Annotated in this window: 17 protein-coding genes and 1 other RNA gene; 6 read left to right on the forward strand and 12 right to left on the reverse strand. The window is 61.6% G+C overall.

The window, feature by feature from the left end; all coding sequences use genetic code 11:
- Nucleotides 1-132 precede the first annotated feature (132 nt).
- On the reverse strand, nucleotides 133-1,413 hold the full coding sequence (locus tag A7X77_RS13010) for an MFS transporter (protein WP_064683315.1): 1,281 nt from the start codon (nucleotides 1,411-1,413) through the stop codon (nucleotides 133-135).
- Nucleotides 1,414-1,586: 173 nt separating this feature from the next.
- Here A7X77_RS13010 and A7X77_RS33480 point away from each other — a divergent pair, with 173 nt between their 5' ends.
- Nucleotides 1,587-1,751 (forward strand): hypothetical protein, encoded by a 165-nt coding sequence (locus A7X77_RS33480; RefSeq protein WP_097664134.1) that lies wholly within the window; start codon nucleotides 1,587-1,589, stop codon nucleotides 1,749-1,751.
- A gap of 22 nt (nucleotides 1,752-1,773) precedes the next feature.
- Here the strand turns inward: A7X77_RS33480 and A7X77_RS13015 are convergent, their stop codons facing one another.
- The 8 genes from A7X77_RS13015 to tkt form a co-directional block, all read right to left on the reverse strand.
- Nucleotides 1,774-2,697, reverse strand: coding sequence for a PhzF family phenazine biosynthesis protein (locus tag A7X77_RS13015; protein WP_064683316.1), 924 nt, complete (start codon nucleotides 2,695-2,697; stop codon nucleotides 1,774-1,776).
- Between the two features lie 145 nt (nucleotides 2,698-2,842).
- Nucleotides 2,843-3,868 carry a class I fructose-bisphosphate aldolase gene (locus tag A7X77_RS13020; protein ID WP_064683317.1) on the reverse strand — a complete coding sequence of 342 codons (1,026 nt, stop codon included), beginning with the start codon at nucleotides 3,866-3,868 and terminating at the stop codon, nucleotides 2,843-2,845.
- Between the two features lie 283 nt (nucleotides 3,869-4,151).
- On the reverse strand, nucleotides 4,152-5,354 hold the full coding sequence (locus tag A7X77_RS13025; RefSeq protein ID WP_197486832.1) for a phosphoglycerate kinase: 1,203 nt from the start codon (nucleotides 5,352-5,354) through the stop codon (nucleotides 4,152-4,154).
- A gap of 70 nt (nucleotides 5,355-5,424) precedes the next feature.
- Nucleotides 5,425-7,299, reverse strand: coding sequence for a potassium/proton antiporter (locus A7X77_RS13030; protein WP_064683319.1), 1,875 nt, complete (start codon nucleotides 7,297-7,299; stop codon nucleotides 5,425-5,427).
- A gap of 382 nt (nucleotides 7,300-7,681) precedes the next feature.
- Nucleotides 7,682-7,861, reverse strand: coding sequence for a hypothetical protein (locus A7X77_RS13035; RefSeq protein WP_064683320.1), 180 nt, complete (start codon nucleotides 7,859-7,861; stop codon nucleotides 7,682-7,684).
- Nucleotides 7,862-8,002: 141 nt separating this feature from the next.
- Nucleotides 8,003-8,317: a hypothetical protein gene (locus tag A7X77_RS13040; protein WP_064683321.1), complete on the reverse strand. Its 315-nt coding sequence runs from the start codon at nucleotides 8,315-8,317 to the stop codon at nucleotides 8,003-8,005.
- 141 nt (nucleotides 8,318-8,458) lie between these two features.
- Nucleotides 8,459-9,469: a type I glyceraldehyde-3-phosphate dehydrogenase gene (gene gap, locus A7X77_RS13045; protein ID WP_064683322.1), complete on the reverse strand. Its 1,011-nt coding sequence runs from the start codon at nucleotides 9,467-9,469 to the stop codon at nucleotides 8,459-8,461.
- Between the two features lie 81 nt (nucleotides 9,470-9,550).
- Entirely contained in the window at nucleotides 9,551-11,524 is a 1,974-nt protein-coding gene (gene tkt / locus A7X77_RS13050) for a transketolase (protein ID WP_064683323.1), read from the reverse strand.
- Nucleotides 11,525-11,857: 333 nt separating this feature from the next.
- Between tkt and A7X77_RS13055 the strand changes: the two genes are divergently transcribed.
- The 3 genes from A7X77_RS13055 (at nucleotide 11,858) to ssrS (ending at nucleotide 12,755) form a co-directional block, all read left to right on the forward strand.
- Nucleotides 11,858-12,133, forward strand: coding sequence for a DUF4164 domain-containing protein (locus A7X77_RS13055; RefSeq protein ID WP_009994078.1), 276 nt, complete (start codon nucleotides 11,858-11,860; stop codon nucleotides 12,131-12,133).
- 16 nt (nucleotides 12,134-12,149) lie between these two features.
- Nucleotides 12,150-12,527 (forward strand): cell division protein ZapA, encoded by a 378-nt coding sequence (locus A7X77_RS13060; protein ID WP_064683324.1) that lies wholly within the window; start codon nucleotides 12,150-12,152, stop codon nucleotides 12,525-12,527.
- A gap of 69 nt (nucleotides 12,528-12,596) precedes the next feature.
- A non-coding RNA gene (gene ssrS / locus A7X77_RS13065) (6S RNA) lies at nucleotides 12,597-12,755 on the forward strand.
- Between the two features lie 78 nt (nucleotides 12,756-12,833).
- Here ssrS and A7X77_RS13070 read toward each other — a convergent pair.
- The 3 genes from A7X77_RS13070 to A7X77_RS13080 form a co-directional block, all read right to left on the reverse strand.
- Complete coding sequence (locus A7X77_RS13070) at nucleotides 12,834-13,817, reverse strand: NAD-dependent epimerase/dehydratase family protein (RefSeq protein WP_064683325.1); 984 nt, start codon at nucleotides 13,815-13,817, stop codon at nucleotides 12,834-12,836.
- Between the two features lie 97 nt (nucleotides 13,818-13,914).
- Complete coding sequence (locus tag A7X77_RS13075) at nucleotides 13,915-14,451, reverse strand: helix-turn-helix transcriptional regulator (RefSeq protein ID WP_064683414.1); 537 nt, start codon at nucleotides 14,449-14,451, stop codon at nucleotides 13,915-13,917.
- A 67-nt stretch (nucleotides 14,452-14,518) separates the two neighbouring features.
- The gene (locus A7X77_RS13080) at nucleotides 14,519-14,851 is read right to left on the reverse strand and encodes an ArsR/SmtB family transcription factor (RefSeq protein ID WP_064683326.1); all 333 of its coding nucleotides are present in this window, start codon (nucleotides 14,849-14,851) and stop codon (nucleotides 14,519-14,521) included.
- Nucleotides 14,852-14,907: 56 nt separating this feature from the next.
- On the opposite strand from A7X77_RS13080, the gene A7X77_RS13085 reads away from it, so the two are divergent.
- A complete protein-coding gene (locus A7X77_RS13085; protein ID WP_064683327.1) occupies nucleotides 14,908-15,390 on the forward strand; it encodes an SRPBCC domain-containing protein in 483 nt (160 codons plus the stop codon).
- A gap of 11 nt (nucleotides 15,391-15,401) precedes the next feature.
- A complete protein-coding gene (locus A7X77_RS13090) occupies nucleotides 15,402-15,758 on the forward strand; it encodes a hypothetical protein (protein WP_064683328.1) in 357 nt (118 codons plus the stop codon).
- Nucleotides 15,759-15,787: the final 29 nt, after the last annotated feature.

The raw sequence follows: 15,787 nt of genomic DNA on the forward strand, positions 1-15,787 counted from the left end.
TAGGCAGCATGATGGCGAAAAATATGGGCGATGCGGAAAGGAAATTTAGGCCGATCCGGCCTAAACCACCCTTGTCCTGAGCTTCCCGTTCACGAGTTACTGAAAAAACCGCGCGCAGTTCTGCGGGACGCTCTATCCGAACTTTACAGCAGGATCGCTGCTTTCGGGAGACTTGCCGGTGCCGCGATCGGCAAGCGACATGCTTTGCGGCGTCAGCATCGGCGATGTGCCGGTCGGGATCGTCGTATAGGCGTCGCGGTCGCTGGCCGGGACGGCGGCGCGGATGCGGCTTCTGATAATCGCATAAACGGTGATCAGCACATGGGCGATGGCCGTGACCAGGAAAAGCGCATGCGGTGTGATCGCCGACATGACGGGGCCGCCGAGCGTCGGGCCGATAACCGTGCCGATGCCGTAGAGGAGCAGCAGACCACCGGAGACCTTGACGAAATCCTCCGATGCCGCGAAGTCGTTCGCGTGAGCGACCGCGATGGGGTAGAGCGTGTTGGCCACCGCGCCGTAAAGAATAACCAGCCCGATCAGCAAGGCGGGCGATGTCGGGTGGAGCATGAAGATCAGTAGGCCGGCGAGGGCGGCGATCGCCGACATGGCAGCGAGTACGTAGCGCCGGTCGATACGATCGGAAAGTCGGCCGGCCGGCAACTGCATCATGGCGCCAGCGAAGATGGTGGCGCTCATCATGACGGCGATGCTGGTGTCGGAAAGGCCGGCGCCGGCGCCGAAAACGGCGCCCAGCGTGCCATAGGCGCCGTTGGCGATGCCGACGAGCAGGATGCCGAGGCAGGAGACGGGCGAATTGCGGTAGAGCGCCGGCAGGTCGAGACGCACGGCCTTCAGCGGCTGCGGCGAGGCGGCGGTCGAAAGCGTCGTCGGCAGCATGGCGATGCAATAGAAGATGCCGCAGATCATGAACAGCACCGGCGTGCGCACATCCTCGAGCGGGATCATCATCTGGCCGCCGACGACGCCGAGCAGAGTGATGCCGATATAGAGCGAGAAGATCGCGCCGCGGCTTTCGTTGCTGGCGCGCTCGTTCAGCCAGCTTTCGATGATCATCGATGTGCCGGCGGTGGAGAAGCCGGTGACGGCGCGCAGAACCACCCACCAGATAGGATCGATGATGATGCCGCTGACCAGCGCGATGATGGCGATGATCGAGATGAAGCCGGAGAAGGCTCTGACATGGCCGACGCGGCGCACCAGTTTCGGCGCCACCAGGCAGCCGATGACAAAGCCTCCGGCCCATGAGGTGCCGAGCAGACCGAGCGTCGTGGTGGCGTAGCCTTCGAGATTGCCGCGCACGGGAAGCAGGATGCCCTGCAGGCCGTTGCCCATGAAAAGGAAGAGCGTGCCAAAGAGCAACGCGGCGACGGACAGCAGATTTCTCTTCATTTCCCCAGACTCGGTCTCAGCGATTGTAAACGGACATAAGGCAAGACCTGCGCCTGGCCAGCCTCAAGATGATTGATTGTGCCCCGGAATATCTTTACGGCGTGTCGAGATGCTCTTGTTCGCTCGGAAAAATGTCCGTCCTGTGACATTCCGAAAAATGGAAAAAATAAAGCATGACAAAGCTGATAGCCTTGCTGCTCATGCTTGCCATGGCGATACAGGTGATCAAGCCGCTCGGGCTCCCCGGCCTCCGGCGGCGTATGGATTTCTGGAAGATCGCGCTTATCGCCTTCGGCGTCTGGGCCGTGGCGCTCTTATCGCGCGACTTCCTTATGTAAGCCCGCGCTCCATCCCGGATCGTCAGTCCTGCAGGATGATTTCTCCGCGCATGACGGAAACGCAATGTCCCGAGATGACGACATCGGTGACGATGCCGCCGGATTTCACGACATTGAGGGCAATGATACTGCGGCGGCCCATTTCGACGCCTTGTTCGATGGTGAGGCGGACGTCCATGTCGGCGTCCGGCGCGAGCGAGACAAGATAGGCGCCGAGTGCTGCAGAAGCGCTGCCGGTTGCCGGATCCTCGGGCACGTTATCGAGGGGGGCAAACATGCGGGCGCGAATATGCCACGGATCGTCGGATGTCCTGGCATAGACGAAGAGCGAGAAGTCGTGGCCGTTCGTCGTCTGCCGGCCCGCGGCCGCCTGGAAGCCGGCCAGGTTCGGACGGGCGGTGGCCAAGGTTTCGAGCTCCTTCAATTCGGCGACGGCGAAGTTCAGGCCGACGGAGACAAAGACCGGCGCGTGGGTGGTGGAGACGATGACGCCCGGATCGAGCGAGATGCAACGGGCGATGGTTTCCTCGGCAATGGTCTCGCCGATCGTCAGCGGCCGCGGCGCGCGGATGGCGGCGGCCTTGATTTGTCCGCCGTTGCGTTTCAGGTCGACTTCGACGATGCCGGCCTTTTCCTCAAAGCGTAGCCTCTCGCCGATCGGTTTGCCGAAGATCTCCGCCTGCTGGCCGAGTACGTAAGCGGTGCCGACATTCGGATGGCCGGCAAAGGGCACTTCCATCGTCGGCGTGAAGATGCGTACGCGGGCGGAATTTTCTGGACTTTCCGGCGGCAGGACGAAGGTCACCTCGGAATAGTTGAACTCGGTAGCGATCTGCTGCATCGCCGCATCGCTGACGCCCCGCGCATCGGAAATAACGGCAAGCGGATTGCCCTCGAAGCGGCTGGAGGTGAAAACATCGACGGTGACGTAGGAGATGGTGTGCATAGCGGCTCCTGTTGCAGCGGGCCGCTATGGATAATCACGATTTTCCAGCGAGGCGAGCCGGTTTCTTGTCGCCATGACAATACAGAAAGGGGCGGCAACATCGTGTTGCCGCCCCTGCTTCTTCTAACTTCGCGCCCCTGAAAAATCAGGCTGCCTGTTCCAGGTCTTTCTTCCAGCTGCCCTTGGCGGCGAGGCTGTTCATCTCGGCGCGGTGGGTGAATTCGCGCTGGCCGGCGGCGACGTTTTCCGACTTGCCGTTCCAGGCCTTGAGGGCGCTGTCCTGCAGGGCGCGGCCGTAGGAGAAGGTGACAAGCCAGGGCAGGTCGCCGGTGGCATTGATGGCGGAAAGATGCGCGGTCGCCTCTTCGGTCGTCTGGCCGCCGGAGAGGAAGGCGATGCCGGGAACGGCGGACGGGACGGTTGCCTTCAGAACCTTGACGGTGCGCTCGGCGACTTCTTCGACCGAGGCCTTGCGGGCGTTCTTGCCGTCGATCACCATGTTCGGCTTCAGGACCATGCCTTCGAGGCTGACGCGGGCTTCGGCAAGTTCCTCGAAAACGATGCGCAGGGTGGATTCGGTAACTTCGGCGCAGCGGCCGATGTTGTGGTCGCCCGGCTTGCCATCCATCAGGCATTCCGGCTCGACGATCGGCACGATCTTGGCTTCTTGGCAGAGAGCCGCATAGCGGGCGAGCGCCTGAGCGTTGGCGCGGACCGAGCCGCGGGTCGGCAGCGAGGACGAGATGGCGATGACGCCGCGCCACTTGGCGAAACGGGCGCCGGCTTCATAATAGCGGGCAAGGCGCTCGCCGAGGCCATCGAGGCCTTCGGTGATGGTTTCGCCGGGAAATTTGGCCATCGGCTTGGCACCGGTATCGACTTTGATGCCGGGAATCGAACCGGCAGCGCGGATGATATCGACGAAAGGCGTGCCGTCGGCGGCCTTCTGGTAGAGCGTTTCTTCGAAAAGAATGACGCCGGAAATATATTTCTTCATCGCCTCGTCGGAGCGGAAGAGCATCTCGCGGTAGTCGCGACGGCTGGTTTCGGTCGATTCGAGATTGATCGTGTCGAAACGCTTCTTGATGGTGGAGGTCGATTCGTCAGCCGCAAGCAGTCCTCGGCCACCTGCAACCATCTGCACTGCAATGTCTTCCAGTCGTTCGCTCATTCGATCTCTCCACAGCGTTAACATCGGCGGTTTAAGAATATAGGACGGCGATAACAGAAGTTTATAGAGAGGAAAATGGAAGGCTAAGTCATTGAAACGATTGAAATCAATTCAATCGTTTGAAAAAATGGGAATTTTTTCAACCCTTGAGCAAAAGACCGCGGAAGGCTTCTCGTCACCGCGGTCTATCCACATGTAAAACCTGCTAAATTGCGTTTGCGGCGCCGCACCGCCTATCGCAAGATGCGACGCCGAATGCGATTTTTGCCCGAGGCGCTCGGTCTCATCCGGCGGCGTTGAGAACGGCGACGCCGGGAAGTTCCTTGCCTTCCATCCATTCGAGGAAGGCGCCGCCGGCAGTCGAGACATAGGTGAAATCGTCGGCAACGCCGGCATGGTTGAGCGCCGAGACGGTGTCGCCGCCGCCGGCAACCGAGGTGAGCTTGCCGGCTGCCGTGCGCCCGGCGGCGTATTTCGCGGCAGCGACCGTTGCGGTGTCGAAGGGCTCGATTTCGAAGGCGCCGAGCGGACCGTTCCAGACGAGTGTTGCGGCGCGCTCGATCCAGGCGTTGATGGCCTCGACCGATTTCGGCCCGACGTCGAGCACCATGGCATCGGCGGGAATGGCGTTGATATCGACCGTCTCGTTGGCGGCACCCGCCTTGAATTCGCGGGCGACGACGCCGTCCTCCGGCAGGATGATGGCGCAGCCAGCGGTCGCCGCCTCGATCATGATCTGCTTGGCGGTTTCAGCGAGGTCATGCTCGCAGAGCGACTTGCCGACATTGGTGCCGCGGGCGGCGATAAAGGTATTGGCCATGCCGCCGCCGATGACCAGCGCGTCGACCTTCGTCACGAGGTTCATCAGGAGGTCGATCTTGGTCGAGACCTTGGCGCCGCCGACAATTGCGACCACCGGGCGGGCCGGGGCGCCGAGGCCCTTTTCCAGCGCTTCCAGCTCGGCCTGCATGGTGCGGCCGGCATAGGCCGGCAGGTGATGGGCAAGGCCCTCGGTCGAGGCATGGGCGCGGTGGGCGGCGGAGAAGGCGTCGTTGACATAAACATCGCCATTGGCGGCAAGCGCCTTGGTGAAGTCGGGGTCGTTCTTTTCCTCGCCGTTGTGGAAGCGGGTGTTTTCCAGAAGCAGGATATCACCGTCGTTCATCGCGGCGACGGCGGAGGCGGCAGCCTCGCCAATGCAGTCGGAAGCCGTTGCCACGGCGTGATCCAGCACTTCCTCGACGGAAGGGGCGATCAGCGACAGCGACAGATCCGGCGAAGGGCCGTCCTTCGGCCGGCCGAAATGGGCAAGCAGGATCACCTTGGCGCCCTTGTCGGACAATTCGAGGATCGTCGGGGCCACACGCTCGATGCGCGTCGTATCGGTGACCTTGCCATCCTTGACCGGAACGTTGAGGTCGACGCGGACGAGAACGCGCTTGCCGCTGATGTCGGTGAGATCGTCGAGGGTCTTGAAAGCAGGCATGGGGAGGATCCAGTCTTGGTTGGCGGAAGTTGCGCCGACCATAGCAAGGATCATTCGAGACGCAAGGCGTTCAACGGCCGTTTTCGCGTCTGGCTTCCTCGCGTCCGACCGATGCTTGCGGCGCGTTTTCAGAGACCGCCGCTTCGCGGTTCCGGCGTCCCTTCAGTCGATCGCGGATGCGCTGGATGATGTCCTTGAGATTGATGAAGATCGGCAGAGTGATTGCCGGTTCGACCGCTTCGAGCGACATGCCGACGGAGGTGATGTGGTCGTGCTCGTCGAGATCGCGGACGATGAGAATGATCGAGCCGAGACGGACGCGGTCGGCATAATCGGCCTTGCCGCCAAGGCGCTGGCGCATCAGTTCGGCGATCGTCAGGCCTTTTTCGGATTCGTTGAGCAGGCCGGGACCGTAAGCCGCATCGAGATCGGCGGCGGGGCGGGCGGGGGAGAGCGCGAAGGCGCCGAAGAATTCGGCATCGTCCTCATCGACCGGCGCACGGCTGGCGAAGAGGCGGTCGAGCAGGCGGGAATAGCTCGGCACGATGAAGAGATAGACGAGATCGTTCTCGCGCAACCGCCCGGCATATTGGTAGCGCATTGACTTGCCATCGCGGATGACAAGCGAGGGGGTCGCCCAGCGCGGAATGCGCTCGCCGCGCAGCACCGGGCTATCCTTGATGACACGATAGGAGAGCAGTTCGTGGTTGGCGGCGCCCGGCAGGTCGACCTCCACCTTGTCGACGGCGCCGATGCGCGGCGGAATGATCAGGCCGAGCTTCTTGGCGACGGGTTTGATCGTCCAGCCTTGGATCAGCAGCGAGACCAGCACGATGATGAAGGCCGTGTTGAAGAAGATCTGGCCGTTTTCCAGTCCGCCGAGGATCGGCATGATGGCGAGCAGGATGGAGACGGCGCCGCGCAGACCGACCCAGGCGACGAAACCGATTTCCTGCTGGGTATAATCGAACGGAAGCAGCGACAGCCAAATCGCCAGGGGCCTGGCGATGAAGATCAAGAAGAGGGCGAGGAGGATGGCCGGCACGATGATGACAGGAAATTGCGACGGCGTGGCGAGCAGGCCGAGCACCAGGAACATGATGATCTGCGCCAGCCAGGTCATGCCGTCCTGAAAGCGCTTGATGGTGCCGATCGCCTGCATCTTGCGGTTTCCGGCGTAAATGCCGGCGACGTAAACGGCAAGGAAGCCACTGCCGCCGACGGCGCCGGTGAAGGAGAAGACGAGCAGGGCGAGCGCCAGCACGAAGATCGGCGTCAGGCCGCGGTCGGTGTCGAGCTTGCTGACGATCAGCACGATCATCATGCCGCCGAGCAGGCCGAGAATGACGCCGAGCCCCATCTCCTGGATGAACATGGCGAGCATGCCGATATTGATGCCGGCGTAACGCTCGCCGCTCGCCAGCACTTCGACAAGGGCGATGGTGAGGAAGATCGCCATCGGATCGTTGGTGCCGGATTCGACTTCAAGCGTCGAGCGCACCTTGTCGCGAATATTGATGCCGCCGATGCGCAGCAGGAAGAAGACGGCGGCGGCGTCCGTCGAGGCCACGATCGAACCGAGCAGAAGGCCTTCCAGCCAGGTGAAGTTCAGCAGCCAAATGGCGGCGAAGGCAAACAGCGAGGCGGTGATCAGCACGCCGACTGAGGCAAGCGTGAGAGAGGGCACCGCCGCCAGCCGGAAGGCCTGCATCGGCGTGCCGAAGCCGGAATCGAACAGGATGACGGCAAGCGCAATGGAGCCGAGAATATATGCCAGATAATTGTTGCTGAACTCGATGCCGAGGCCATCAACGCCGGCGGCAAGGCCGATCATCAGGAAGAGCAGCAACAGCGGGGCGCCGAAACGGAAGGCAAGCAGGCTCGAAAAAGCGGCAAGAAGCACGAGCGCCGTCGCGACCAGCACTACGATATAAAACGCTTCCATGCCCACCCCTTTCCATCGAATGCTTGCCGATGCGGCCACCTCAGGCCGATCCGCCTTGTCTTAACCCCTCCACCACGCGCGTCGATGCATCAGTAAACGGCAAAACGGCAGAGAAGGGTAGGCCTTGCGGCTTAACCTGGTCTCGTGCTGCATCATGCTGCTGAACGGCTGCCGGACGGCCACCGACACGGAAATGCTACGGGAGAAACTCTCTACAAAGAATGTATAAGCAAATCAGGCAAGAGCAGGGCGAAAAGCAGGAAGATCGTTTTTTCCTGCCGGTAGCTGCTAACGGCGACGGGATGCACGCTCCTGCGTTCACGCGGCCGTTCGTCTTGTCAATGACGGGAAGAAGGGATTGCAGCCGCGGATTGAGCGAGTGCTATCCCAACACTGACTGAAGTATGATGACGGCGAGAAACCCAAGGCCGATCGCCGCGGCAAAACGGACCACCAGACGATCAGCCTTTGCGAGCACGGCAGGTCGGACGTCCCGCTTGCGATGAAACCGCTGCCGCCGCTTGAGGGTGGTGTGGGACGAGCGCTTTTGCGGCTCTGCCATTTATCACCTCCGCTTGGATCATTTCAGCCTCAATCTATCACGATTGGACAGCGGATCGCCAACCGTGATTCCATCCTTGCGGCCACCGAACCCGTCGCGCCGAAGCGGCTTTCAAAACAGGAAGACGATGCTGATCGGCTGTCAGTCCGAGGTTTGGTCCTCATCGTCGGTGAGATCCTCGACCGGAATCAGGAAAACGACGAATTCGTCGTCGATGGTCCTTTGCGGATCGTCATCGAATTCATAGGCGTGCTCGACTTCGCTGGCTTCCTCGGCGGTCGCCTTGCGCAGGCTGAGCGCCGCCTTGCGGTCCCACAGGGGCTTGCCTTCGGATTCCAGGATGGTCAGGTCGTCGCGAAAATCTTCCGCCTCGAAGAAATGGGTCGCTTCCTCATGGTTTTTCGAGCGAAAGCTGGCAATGGCGCGGCCGGCGATCTCAACGGTAAAGTAATCCATGCATCTCTCTCTATCTCCCCGGCCGCAATGCGGGTCAGGGCTTGGTGCACCATATCAGGTTTCGCAATCGATCCGGCGCGGTGCCTATAACAAAACGGCCCGGTTTCCCGGGCCGCTTGCGCTTATTCGTTCGTCAGGCTCTCAGATGAGCTTGGCGAAGGCGACGGCCGTGTCCGACATGCGGCTGGAGAAGCCCCACTCGTTGTCGTACCAGGACAGGACGCGCACGAAATTGCCTTCCATGACCTTGGTCTGATCGGTCGCAAAGATCGAGGAGTGGCTGTCATGGTTGAAGTCGCGGGAAACGAGCGGCTCGTCGGTGTAGCCGAGAATGCCCTTCAGGGCGCCGTTGGAAGCGGCCTTGATGGCTTCGTTGACTTCGCCGACGGTGGTCGCCTTCTTGGAGACGAACTTGAAGTCTACGACCGAAACGTTTGGGGTGGGAACGCGGATCGAGGTGCCGTCAAGCTTGCCCTTGAGATGCGGCAGCACGAGGCCGACGGCTTTGGCTGCGCCCGTCGAGGTAGGGATCATCGAGAGGGCGGCTGCGCGGGCGCGATACAGGTCCTTGTGCATCGTGTCGAGCGTCGGCTGGTCGCCGGTGTAGGAGTGGATGGTCGTCATGAACCCGTGGTCGATGCCGACGGCGTCGTCGAGAACCTTGACAACAGGCACCAGGCAGTTGGTGGTGCAGGACGCGTTGGAGATGACCAGGTGCTCCTTGGTGAGCTGGTCATGGTTGACGCCGTAAACGACGGTCAGGTCGGCGCCGTCGGCAGGGGCCGAGACGATGACGCGCTTGGCGCCGGCCGTCAGATGGGCAGCGGCCTTGTCCCGAGCGGTGAAGATGCCCGTGCATTCCATGGCAATGTCGACGCCGAGTTCGCGGTGCGGAAGCGTTGCCGGATCCTTGATCGCCGTAACCTTGATCGGCTTGCCGTTGCCGACGGTGATCGTGTCACCTTCGACTTTCACATTTGCCGGGAACTTGCCGTGGATCGAGTCGTAGCGCAGCAGGTGGGCATTGGTCTCGACGGGGCCGAGGTCGTTGATGGCGACGACTTCGATGTCGGTGCGGCCGGATTCGACGATAGCGCGGAGGACGTTACGGCCGATGCGGCCGAAACCATTGATGGCAACCTTGACTGTCATGTGCATTCACTCCCGATAGAATAGAGCCCGATAGAGAGGGCCTGGAATTGAGGAGATGGAGAGCGCCTCAAGGCGCCCTCTTTAAAGCTTTGCCTCCGCAGCCGCAACGACCGCGTCGGCGGTGATGCCGAAATGCTTGTAAACGTCCTTGACCGGGCCGGACGCGCCGAAGCTCTTCATGCCGATGAAAGTGCCTTCCGGTCCGATGAAGGCGTCCCAGCCCTCGCGGACGGCGGCTTCGACGGCGATCTTGACCGGCGAGTTGCCGAGAACACCCTTGCGATAGGCGTCCGGCTGCTCGAAGAACAGTTCGGTGCAGGGCACCGAGACGACGCGCACCGAAACACCCTTGGCTTCAAGACCGGCGCGAGCGGCGACGGCGATTTCGACTTCCGAGCCGGAGGCGAAGATCGTCACCTTGGCGTCGGCATTGCCGGCGAGCGTATAGGCGCCCTGTTCGCAAAGGTTCTTTTCGCTGTATTCGGTGCGGGCCGGGCTGAGGTTCTGACGCGTCAGGGCAAGGCCCGATGGGCGGTTGTGCGTCTTAATGGCGATCTGCCAGCATTCCGCCGTTTCCGTGGCGTCGGCCGGTCGGAAGACCAGCAGGTTCGGAATGGCGCGCAGGCCAGCGAGCTGTTCGACCGGCTGGTGCGTCGGGCCGTCTTCGCCGACGCCGATCGAGTCGTGCGTCAGGACGTGGATGACGCGGATGCCCATCAGTGCTGCGAGGCGGATCGGCGGGCGGCAATAATCCGAGAAAATCAGGAAGCCGCCGCTATAGGGAATGAGGCCGCCATGTAGCGCAATGCCGTTCATGGCGGACGCCATGCCGTGCTCGCGGATGCCCCAATGCACGTAACGGCCGGCGAAATCCGTCGGCGTGATCGAGTGCATCTGGCTGGTCTTGGTGTTGTTCGACGGCGTCAGGTCGGCGGAGCCGCCGAGGGTTTCCGGCACGAAGCCGTTGATGATTTCGAGTGCATCCTCGGATGCCTTGCGGGTTGCAACCGTCGGCCTGGTCTCGGCGAGCTTCTTCTTATATGCGCTGATCGCGGCATCGAAACCTTCCGGCAGGTCGCCTGCCATACGGCGGGAGAATTCCGCTCTGGCCGGCGATCTGGAAAGAGTTTCTTCCCATGCCTTGACGATATTGTCGGAGCGGGTGCCGGCAGAACGCCATGCCTCAAGAATGTCGGAAGGGACGACGAAGGGCTCGTAATCCCAGTTCAGAGCCCTGCGGGTCGCGGCGATTTCATCGGCGCCGAGCGGGCTGCCGTGAACCTTATGGCTGCCGGCCTTGTTCGGAGCGCCGAAGCCGATAACCGTCTTGCAGGCGATGAAGGTCGGGCGATCGGACTGATGGGCGGCCTCGATCGCATCGGCGATGGCGGCCTGATCGTGGCCGTCGATCTCGATGGTGTTCCAGTGGACGGCCTTGAAGCGGGCGATCTGGTCGGTCGAATCCGACAGCGAGACGGCGCCGTCGATGGTGATCGAGTTGTTGTCCCAGAAGAGGATCAGCTTGTTCAGCTTCAGATGACCGGCAAGCGCGATCGCCTCATGACTGATGCCTTCCATCAGGCAGCCGTCGCCATTGATGACGTAAGTATAGTGATCCTGCAGGTCCGCACCGAATTCCTCGCGCAGCTTGCGCTCGGCGATCGCCATGCCGACGGCGTTGGCGATGCCCTGGCCAAGCGGGCCGGTCGTGGTTTCGATGCCGGTCGCATGGCCGTATTCCGGGTGGCCGGCGGTCTTGGAGCCGACCTGACGGAACTGTTTCAGATCCTCGACCGTCATATCGGGATAACCGGTCAAATAGAGCAGCGAGTAGAGCAGCATCGAGCCGTGGCCGGCAGAGAGCACGAAACGGTCACGGTTCGGCCAGTGCGGCTTCTTCGGATCGAAGCGCAGATATTTGGTGAACAGGACCGTTGCCACGTCGGCCATGCCCATCGGCATGCCCGGGTGGCCGGAATTCGCCTTTTCAACGGCGTCCATGGCGAGGAAACGGATCGCATTCGCCATCCGGTCGTTTTGTTCGGGAGAGGTCATGGCTTTTCCGCAAGCTCCGAGTGTCGGGGGATGGCCTCGAGCCTCCAAGACCATCGAATGAAAGCGGCAGAGACATAGCAGTTAAGACGAACGAGTCAATAAATGGCGGCCCAAATCCAGGCGGGCTCTGGCCTTTTTGACATTTGATCGTGCGGTTATACAAATGACAAACCCCGCGTGGTAGCCGTCGTTAAAACGCTCATCCACAAGATAGGCCGGCGGACGGGTGGGGGGATTTATTGACGGGCCGTTGGCGAGCTGCATATCCTTTTTGAAATCACAGGATCGGTGCAGAGTGCCGATTCGCGGATCCTGCGCGGGAATCGGAAAGGCATGATGCCCACAGGCAAAACCATGGAAGCAGCGCTGAACGAGCTGAGGCAGGCGATTTCGAGCCTCGAAAACGCCGTCGACATGCGCATCGAGCGGCAGCGCGAGCAAGGGGAGATCGAGGGCGAGGTGCGGCGTGTGCACGCCGACCGCTCCCGGCTGGCGCAGGAGCTCGACCAGGCCGAATTCCGTGCCAATCGACTGGAAGAGGTCAATCGCGAAGTATCGCGGCGGCTGGTCACGGCCATGGAAACGATCCGCGCGGTTCTGGATCGCTGATGAGGATGAATATGACATGGCGCAGGTAACGGTAACGATCGACGGCAAGGCCTATCGCATGGCCTGTGAGGAAGGGCAGGAAGATCATCTGACCGACCTCGCCACCCGTTTCGACCGCTATGTCGGCCATCTCAAGGGTCAGTTCGGTGAGATCGGCGATCTCAGGATCACCGTCATGGCCGGCATCATGATCATGGACGAGATTGCCGAACTGACGCGCCGTGTTGCCGAGCTGGAATCCGAGCTGGAGTCGCTGCGCGGCAACCGCGACACGGTGCTTGCCGCGACCGCCCGCACCGAGGAAACGCTGGCGGCAGCGCTCGGCGAGGTGTCGAGCCGCATCCGCGGCATCACCGACAAGCTGAATGGCCGCTCCGCCCCCGAGCTCAATTGACGTCAATTAAATCGACGCGGCCTGCCGTCGCCACTGGCGCGTCGATGCAAACGCCCTTATATATTGCGATGCGGTCTGCGCCTCTCGACAGGAACCACAATCCCTGGGGCCATACTCGATCCAAAGGGAGCTGTCCCTGGCCAGGCCCGTGGGCCTGGACACACGGTGCCCACCTACGTTTGTAGGCGCCCAGGATCGTAAACATCCATCGGTCGTCGTGGATCGCACTCCCTTTCATTTTGGCGAAGAGACGCGACCACCTGCTTCGGCGGGGTCATGATGATGCGCTGAGGCTGCAACTCAATCCTAGTCGACCGGGTAAGGCCCTTCGGCGAAGACCTCGTCGTGGTAACCTTTGGAGCCGACATCGCGCGCCAGCGGGCTGCGCCATTCCCTGCCGTCACGCAGGCAATCGAGCAAGAACGGGAAGTCGTATTGAGGTTGCCAGCCGAGTTCGCGCCTTGCCCGTTCGTTGACATAGACGCGGTCGAGCCTCGGAAACAACTTCCAACCGCGCTCGGAATAGAGGGCGCCGGCACCCGGAAAGAGCCGCTCGACTACAGCGGGCGCGTCTTCCCTGAGCTCAGCGAGATCGCCTGACGAAAAGGGCGTCGTGGCCGAGACGATGTAGCGGCCGAAGCCGATAGCCGGCGCCCTTTCGAGCGCCAGCAAATGGGCGCCGACCACATCGCTGATATCAACGCGGCGATGAAGCAGCTCGTTGCCCTGTGCGTTTTCCGCCGCATATTCGTTGCGGATGCTGGGATCGTCATCGCTTTCGGGAAAGAAACGCGAGGTCCTGAGGATGACGACAGGCAGACGGGATTTGCGGGCGAAGAGTTCACAAATGCCTTCGGCGGCGAGTTTCGTCACGCCGTAGATGTTCCTTGCAACAGGGCACACGTCCTCGGTGATCCATGCAGCGGGTTCGCCTTCGGCCGGTGTCAATGCGGCACCGAAGGCGCTGGTGGTGCTGGTGAAGACGAAGCTTGAAACGCCGGCGGCGGTGGCCTCTTCGAGCAGGTTCAGGGTGCCGCCGACATTGGTGTCGAGGAAATCGCGATTGCCGTGCGTCGCCACATGCGGCTTGTGCAGCGTCGCGGCATGGATGACGTGGCTGATACCTGACATCGCCTGTCTGATGAAGTCACGGTCGCCGATCGATCCGACCCTGTCGGTGAAGGCCGAGGGCTTGATATCGATGCCGCGCGCCCACCGGCTCTGCGCTCTCAAGCTGCGCATCAGCGCCTCGCCGAGATGACCCGCACTTCCCGTCACCAGTATCGTCATCGCATCCTCTCCTGACCCTTCTGCGGCGGACGCTATAAAGGCCGGTGTCTGGGGACAACGCATAAATTATGCATGGGAATGCAGGAAAGCTGCAGGCTCAGTCGATTGTCGTGACGAGACGGCCGGCGCTGCCGTCGGAAAGGCTGATCCGCTCCCAGGTCACCCGGCCGGCTGTGATCGGCATCGATGCATTGTCGTTGGCGCCGGTTTCGAACGTCAGCGACAGGAGCTTGCCCTCATGCCAGCCACGCGCCTCCAGAGACTGTTCGGTTGCGGCGATTTCAGCGGATGCGTAGCAGAAAAGCGAGCGGCCGAGAAAGGCGGCGAGCGGTGCGCGCCATTCCGCCTGGCGCGGGCGGGAGGCAGACAGCAGCCGATGGGTGACGTCGCATATCAGATGTACCGGCCGGATAGAATCCTCGACCAGCCGCTTCAGCGCCGCATCGGCTGCGGCATGTCGCGGCGAGGCGAAAATCCGCTCCAGCCTGACGGCCTGTTCGGGTGAGAGAGCGAGCTGGTCGCGCTCCCAGCGTGAAACGGTTGCCTGGTTGACGCCGAGAAGTTCGGCGAGGTGCTGCTGCTTGATGCTGCGCAGCAGCCGCATGCGGCGTATGCCTGCCCCCGATATCGTCATCTGTTCTCTGTCCCGCATTTCTGCCAGCATAAGGTTTCAGCGAGCCGGGAGGCAAGCTGGTCCGATACTATTCCGGCTGGCCTTCGAGATCGCTTTTCAGTCGGTCGAGGATCGATAGGGCATGGCCGGCATAGGCGCTGATCCAGCGATCGTAGATGTGCTTGATCGGCAGGCTGTTCAGGTGGTTCCAGCGTTCGCGGCCTTCCTTCCTGGCAATGACCAGATCGGCTTCCTCCAGCACTTTCAAATGCTGCATCACGGTACAGCGGTCCATTCCGGGAAACATCTCGCAGAGAGCGCCTGTCGTACGAGGGCCGTTCTTGAGGAGGTCGAGAATTTCGCGGCGGCGGTGATGCGCCAGTGCCTTGAAAACGGGGTCGTCTTTCGATTCGCTTGACATGTTATATTTTTATAACATAATGACGGCAGGTGCAATGGAGAAGAGGAGGAAGTCTCATGTCCCTCAATATTCGCGTCTCGGGTCGCATCGGCCGCCCGGTGGCCGAAGTCTTCGACGCGGTCGTCAATCCCGCAAAACTGTCGAGCTACTTCACGACTGTCGGCGGAGCGAGCGCGCCGCTGGCACAGGGCACGACAGTAACCTGGTGGAAGGATGTGCCCGTCGAAGTGATCGAGCTGGTGCCGGAGAGCAAGATCGTGCTGCGCTGGGATGGCGCGACGGACGAAGACAAGAAGCCCTACAAGACGCTCGTGGAAATGAATTTCAAGCCGCTGGATGACGGAGGCACCATGGTGACCATCGCCGAAGACGGATGGCGTGACGATGAACCCGGCCGCCGTGGAACCTACCTGAACATGGAGGGATGGACGCAAATGTTCTGCTGCATGAAGGCCTTTGTCGAATATGGCATCAATCTGCGCGACGGCATGTTCCTCAGCGAGATGCGCGGCGAACAGGCCAGGGCGCCGGAAGGTTGAGGAGAAGCGTCATGAGCGATCTGATCTGGGGCGGCGTCGATGTCGCGATGAAGGTTCCGCCGCATCAGTATGATGCGACGGTTTCGTTTTACCGGGACGTCGTGCAGCTGAAGGAAATCGAAGGAAACGATATCTCGTTCGAACTCGGACCGATCCGGCTCTGGATCGACAAGGTCCCAACTATGAGCCAAGCCGAACTTTGGCTGGAATTCATGACGTCGGATTTCAACTGCGCGGCCGCGCATTTGGACAAGGCCGACGTTCCGCGCTGCGATGCGATCGAGACGCTGCCGCCCGACCTTCGCGGCGGCTGGATCCTCAATCCGGCCGGTATTGTGCATCTGGTGCGGGAGACCGGGCGCGATTGACCGCCACCGGAAGGTCGGCGCCGTCGATG

It is taken from the genome of Rhizobium bangladeshense (assembly GCF_001662075.1).
Taxonomy (GTDB): Bacteria; Pseudomonadota; Alphaproteobacteria; order Rhizobiales; family Rhizobiaceae; genus Rhizobium; species Rhizobium bangladeshense_B.

What these genes read in the sequence shown, in the direction of transcription:
- A7X77_RS13010 (WP_064683315.1), bottom strand. Translation starts at nt 1,413, where the DNA reads ATGAAGAGAAATCTGCTGTCCGTCGCCGCGTTGCTCTTTGGCACGCTC.
- A7X77_RS33480 (WP_097664134.1), top strand. Translation starts at nt 1,587, where the DNA reads ATGACAAAGCTGATAGCCTTGCTGCTCATGCTTGCCATGGCGATACAG.
- A7X77_RS13015 (WP_064683316.1), bottom strand. Translation starts at nt 2,697, where the DNA reads ATGCACACCATCTCCTACGTCACCGTCGATGTTTTCACCTCCAGCCGC.
- A7X77_RS13020 (WP_064683317.1), bottom strand. Translation starts at nt 3,868, where the DNA reads ATGAGCGAACGACTGGAAGACATTGCAGTGCAGATGGTTGCAGGTGGC.
- A7X77_RS13025 (WP_197486832.1), bottom strand. Translation starts at nt 5,354, where the DNA reads ATGCCTGCTTTCAAGACCCTCGACGATCTCACCGACATCAGCGGCAAG.
- A7X77_RS13030 (WP_064683319.1), bottom strand. Translation starts at nt 7,299, where the DNA reads ATGGAAGCGTTTTATATCGTAGTGCTGGTCGCGACGGCGCTCGTGCTT.
- A7X77_RS13035 (WP_064683320.1), bottom strand. Translation starts at nt 7,861, where the DNA reads ATGGCAGAGCCGCAAAAGCGCTCGTCCCACACCACCCTCAAGCGGCGG.
- A7X77_RS13040 (WP_064683321.1), bottom strand. Translation starts at nt 8,317, where the DNA reads ATGGATTACTTTACCGTTGAGATCGCCGGCCGCGCCATTGCCAGCTTT.
- gap (WP_064683322.1), bottom strand. Translation starts at nt 9,469, where the DNA reads ATGACAGTCAAGGTTGCCATCAATGGTTTCGGCCGCATCGGCCGTAAC.
- tkt (WP_064683323.1), bottom strand. Translation starts at nt 11,524, where the DNA reads ATGACCTCTCCCGAACAAAACGACCGGATGGCGAATGCGATCCGTTTC.
- A7X77_RS13055 (WP_009994078.1), top strand. Translation starts at nt 11,858, where the DNA reads ATGATGCCCACAGGCAAAACCATGGAAGCAGCGCTGAACGAGCTGAGG.
- A7X77_RS13060 (WP_064683324.1), top strand. Translation starts at nt 12,150, where the DNA reads ATGGCGCAGGTAACGGTAACGATCGACGGCAAGGCCTATCGCATGGCC.
- A7X77_RS13070 (WP_064683325.1), bottom strand. Translation starts at nt 13,817, where the DNA reads ATGACGATACTGGTGACGGGAAGTGCGGGTCATCTCGGCGAGGCGCTG.
- A7X77_RS13075 (WP_064683414.1), bottom strand. Translation starts at nt 14,451, where the DNA reads ATGACGATATCGGGGGCAGGCATACGCCGCATGCGGCTGCTGCGCAGC.
- A7X77_RS13080 (WP_064683326.1), bottom strand. Translation starts at nt 14,851, where the DNA reads ATGTCAAGCGAATCGAAAGACGACCCCGTTTTCAAGGCACTGGCGCAT.
- A7X77_RS13085 (WP_064683327.1), top strand. Translation starts at nt 14,908, where the DNA reads ATGTCCCTCAATATTCGCGTCTCGGGTCGCATCGGCCGCCCGGTGGCC.
- A7X77_RS13090 (WP_064683328.1), top strand. Translation starts at nt 15,402, where the DNA reads ATGAGCGATCTGATCTGGGGCGGCGTCGATGTCGCGATGAAGGTTCCG.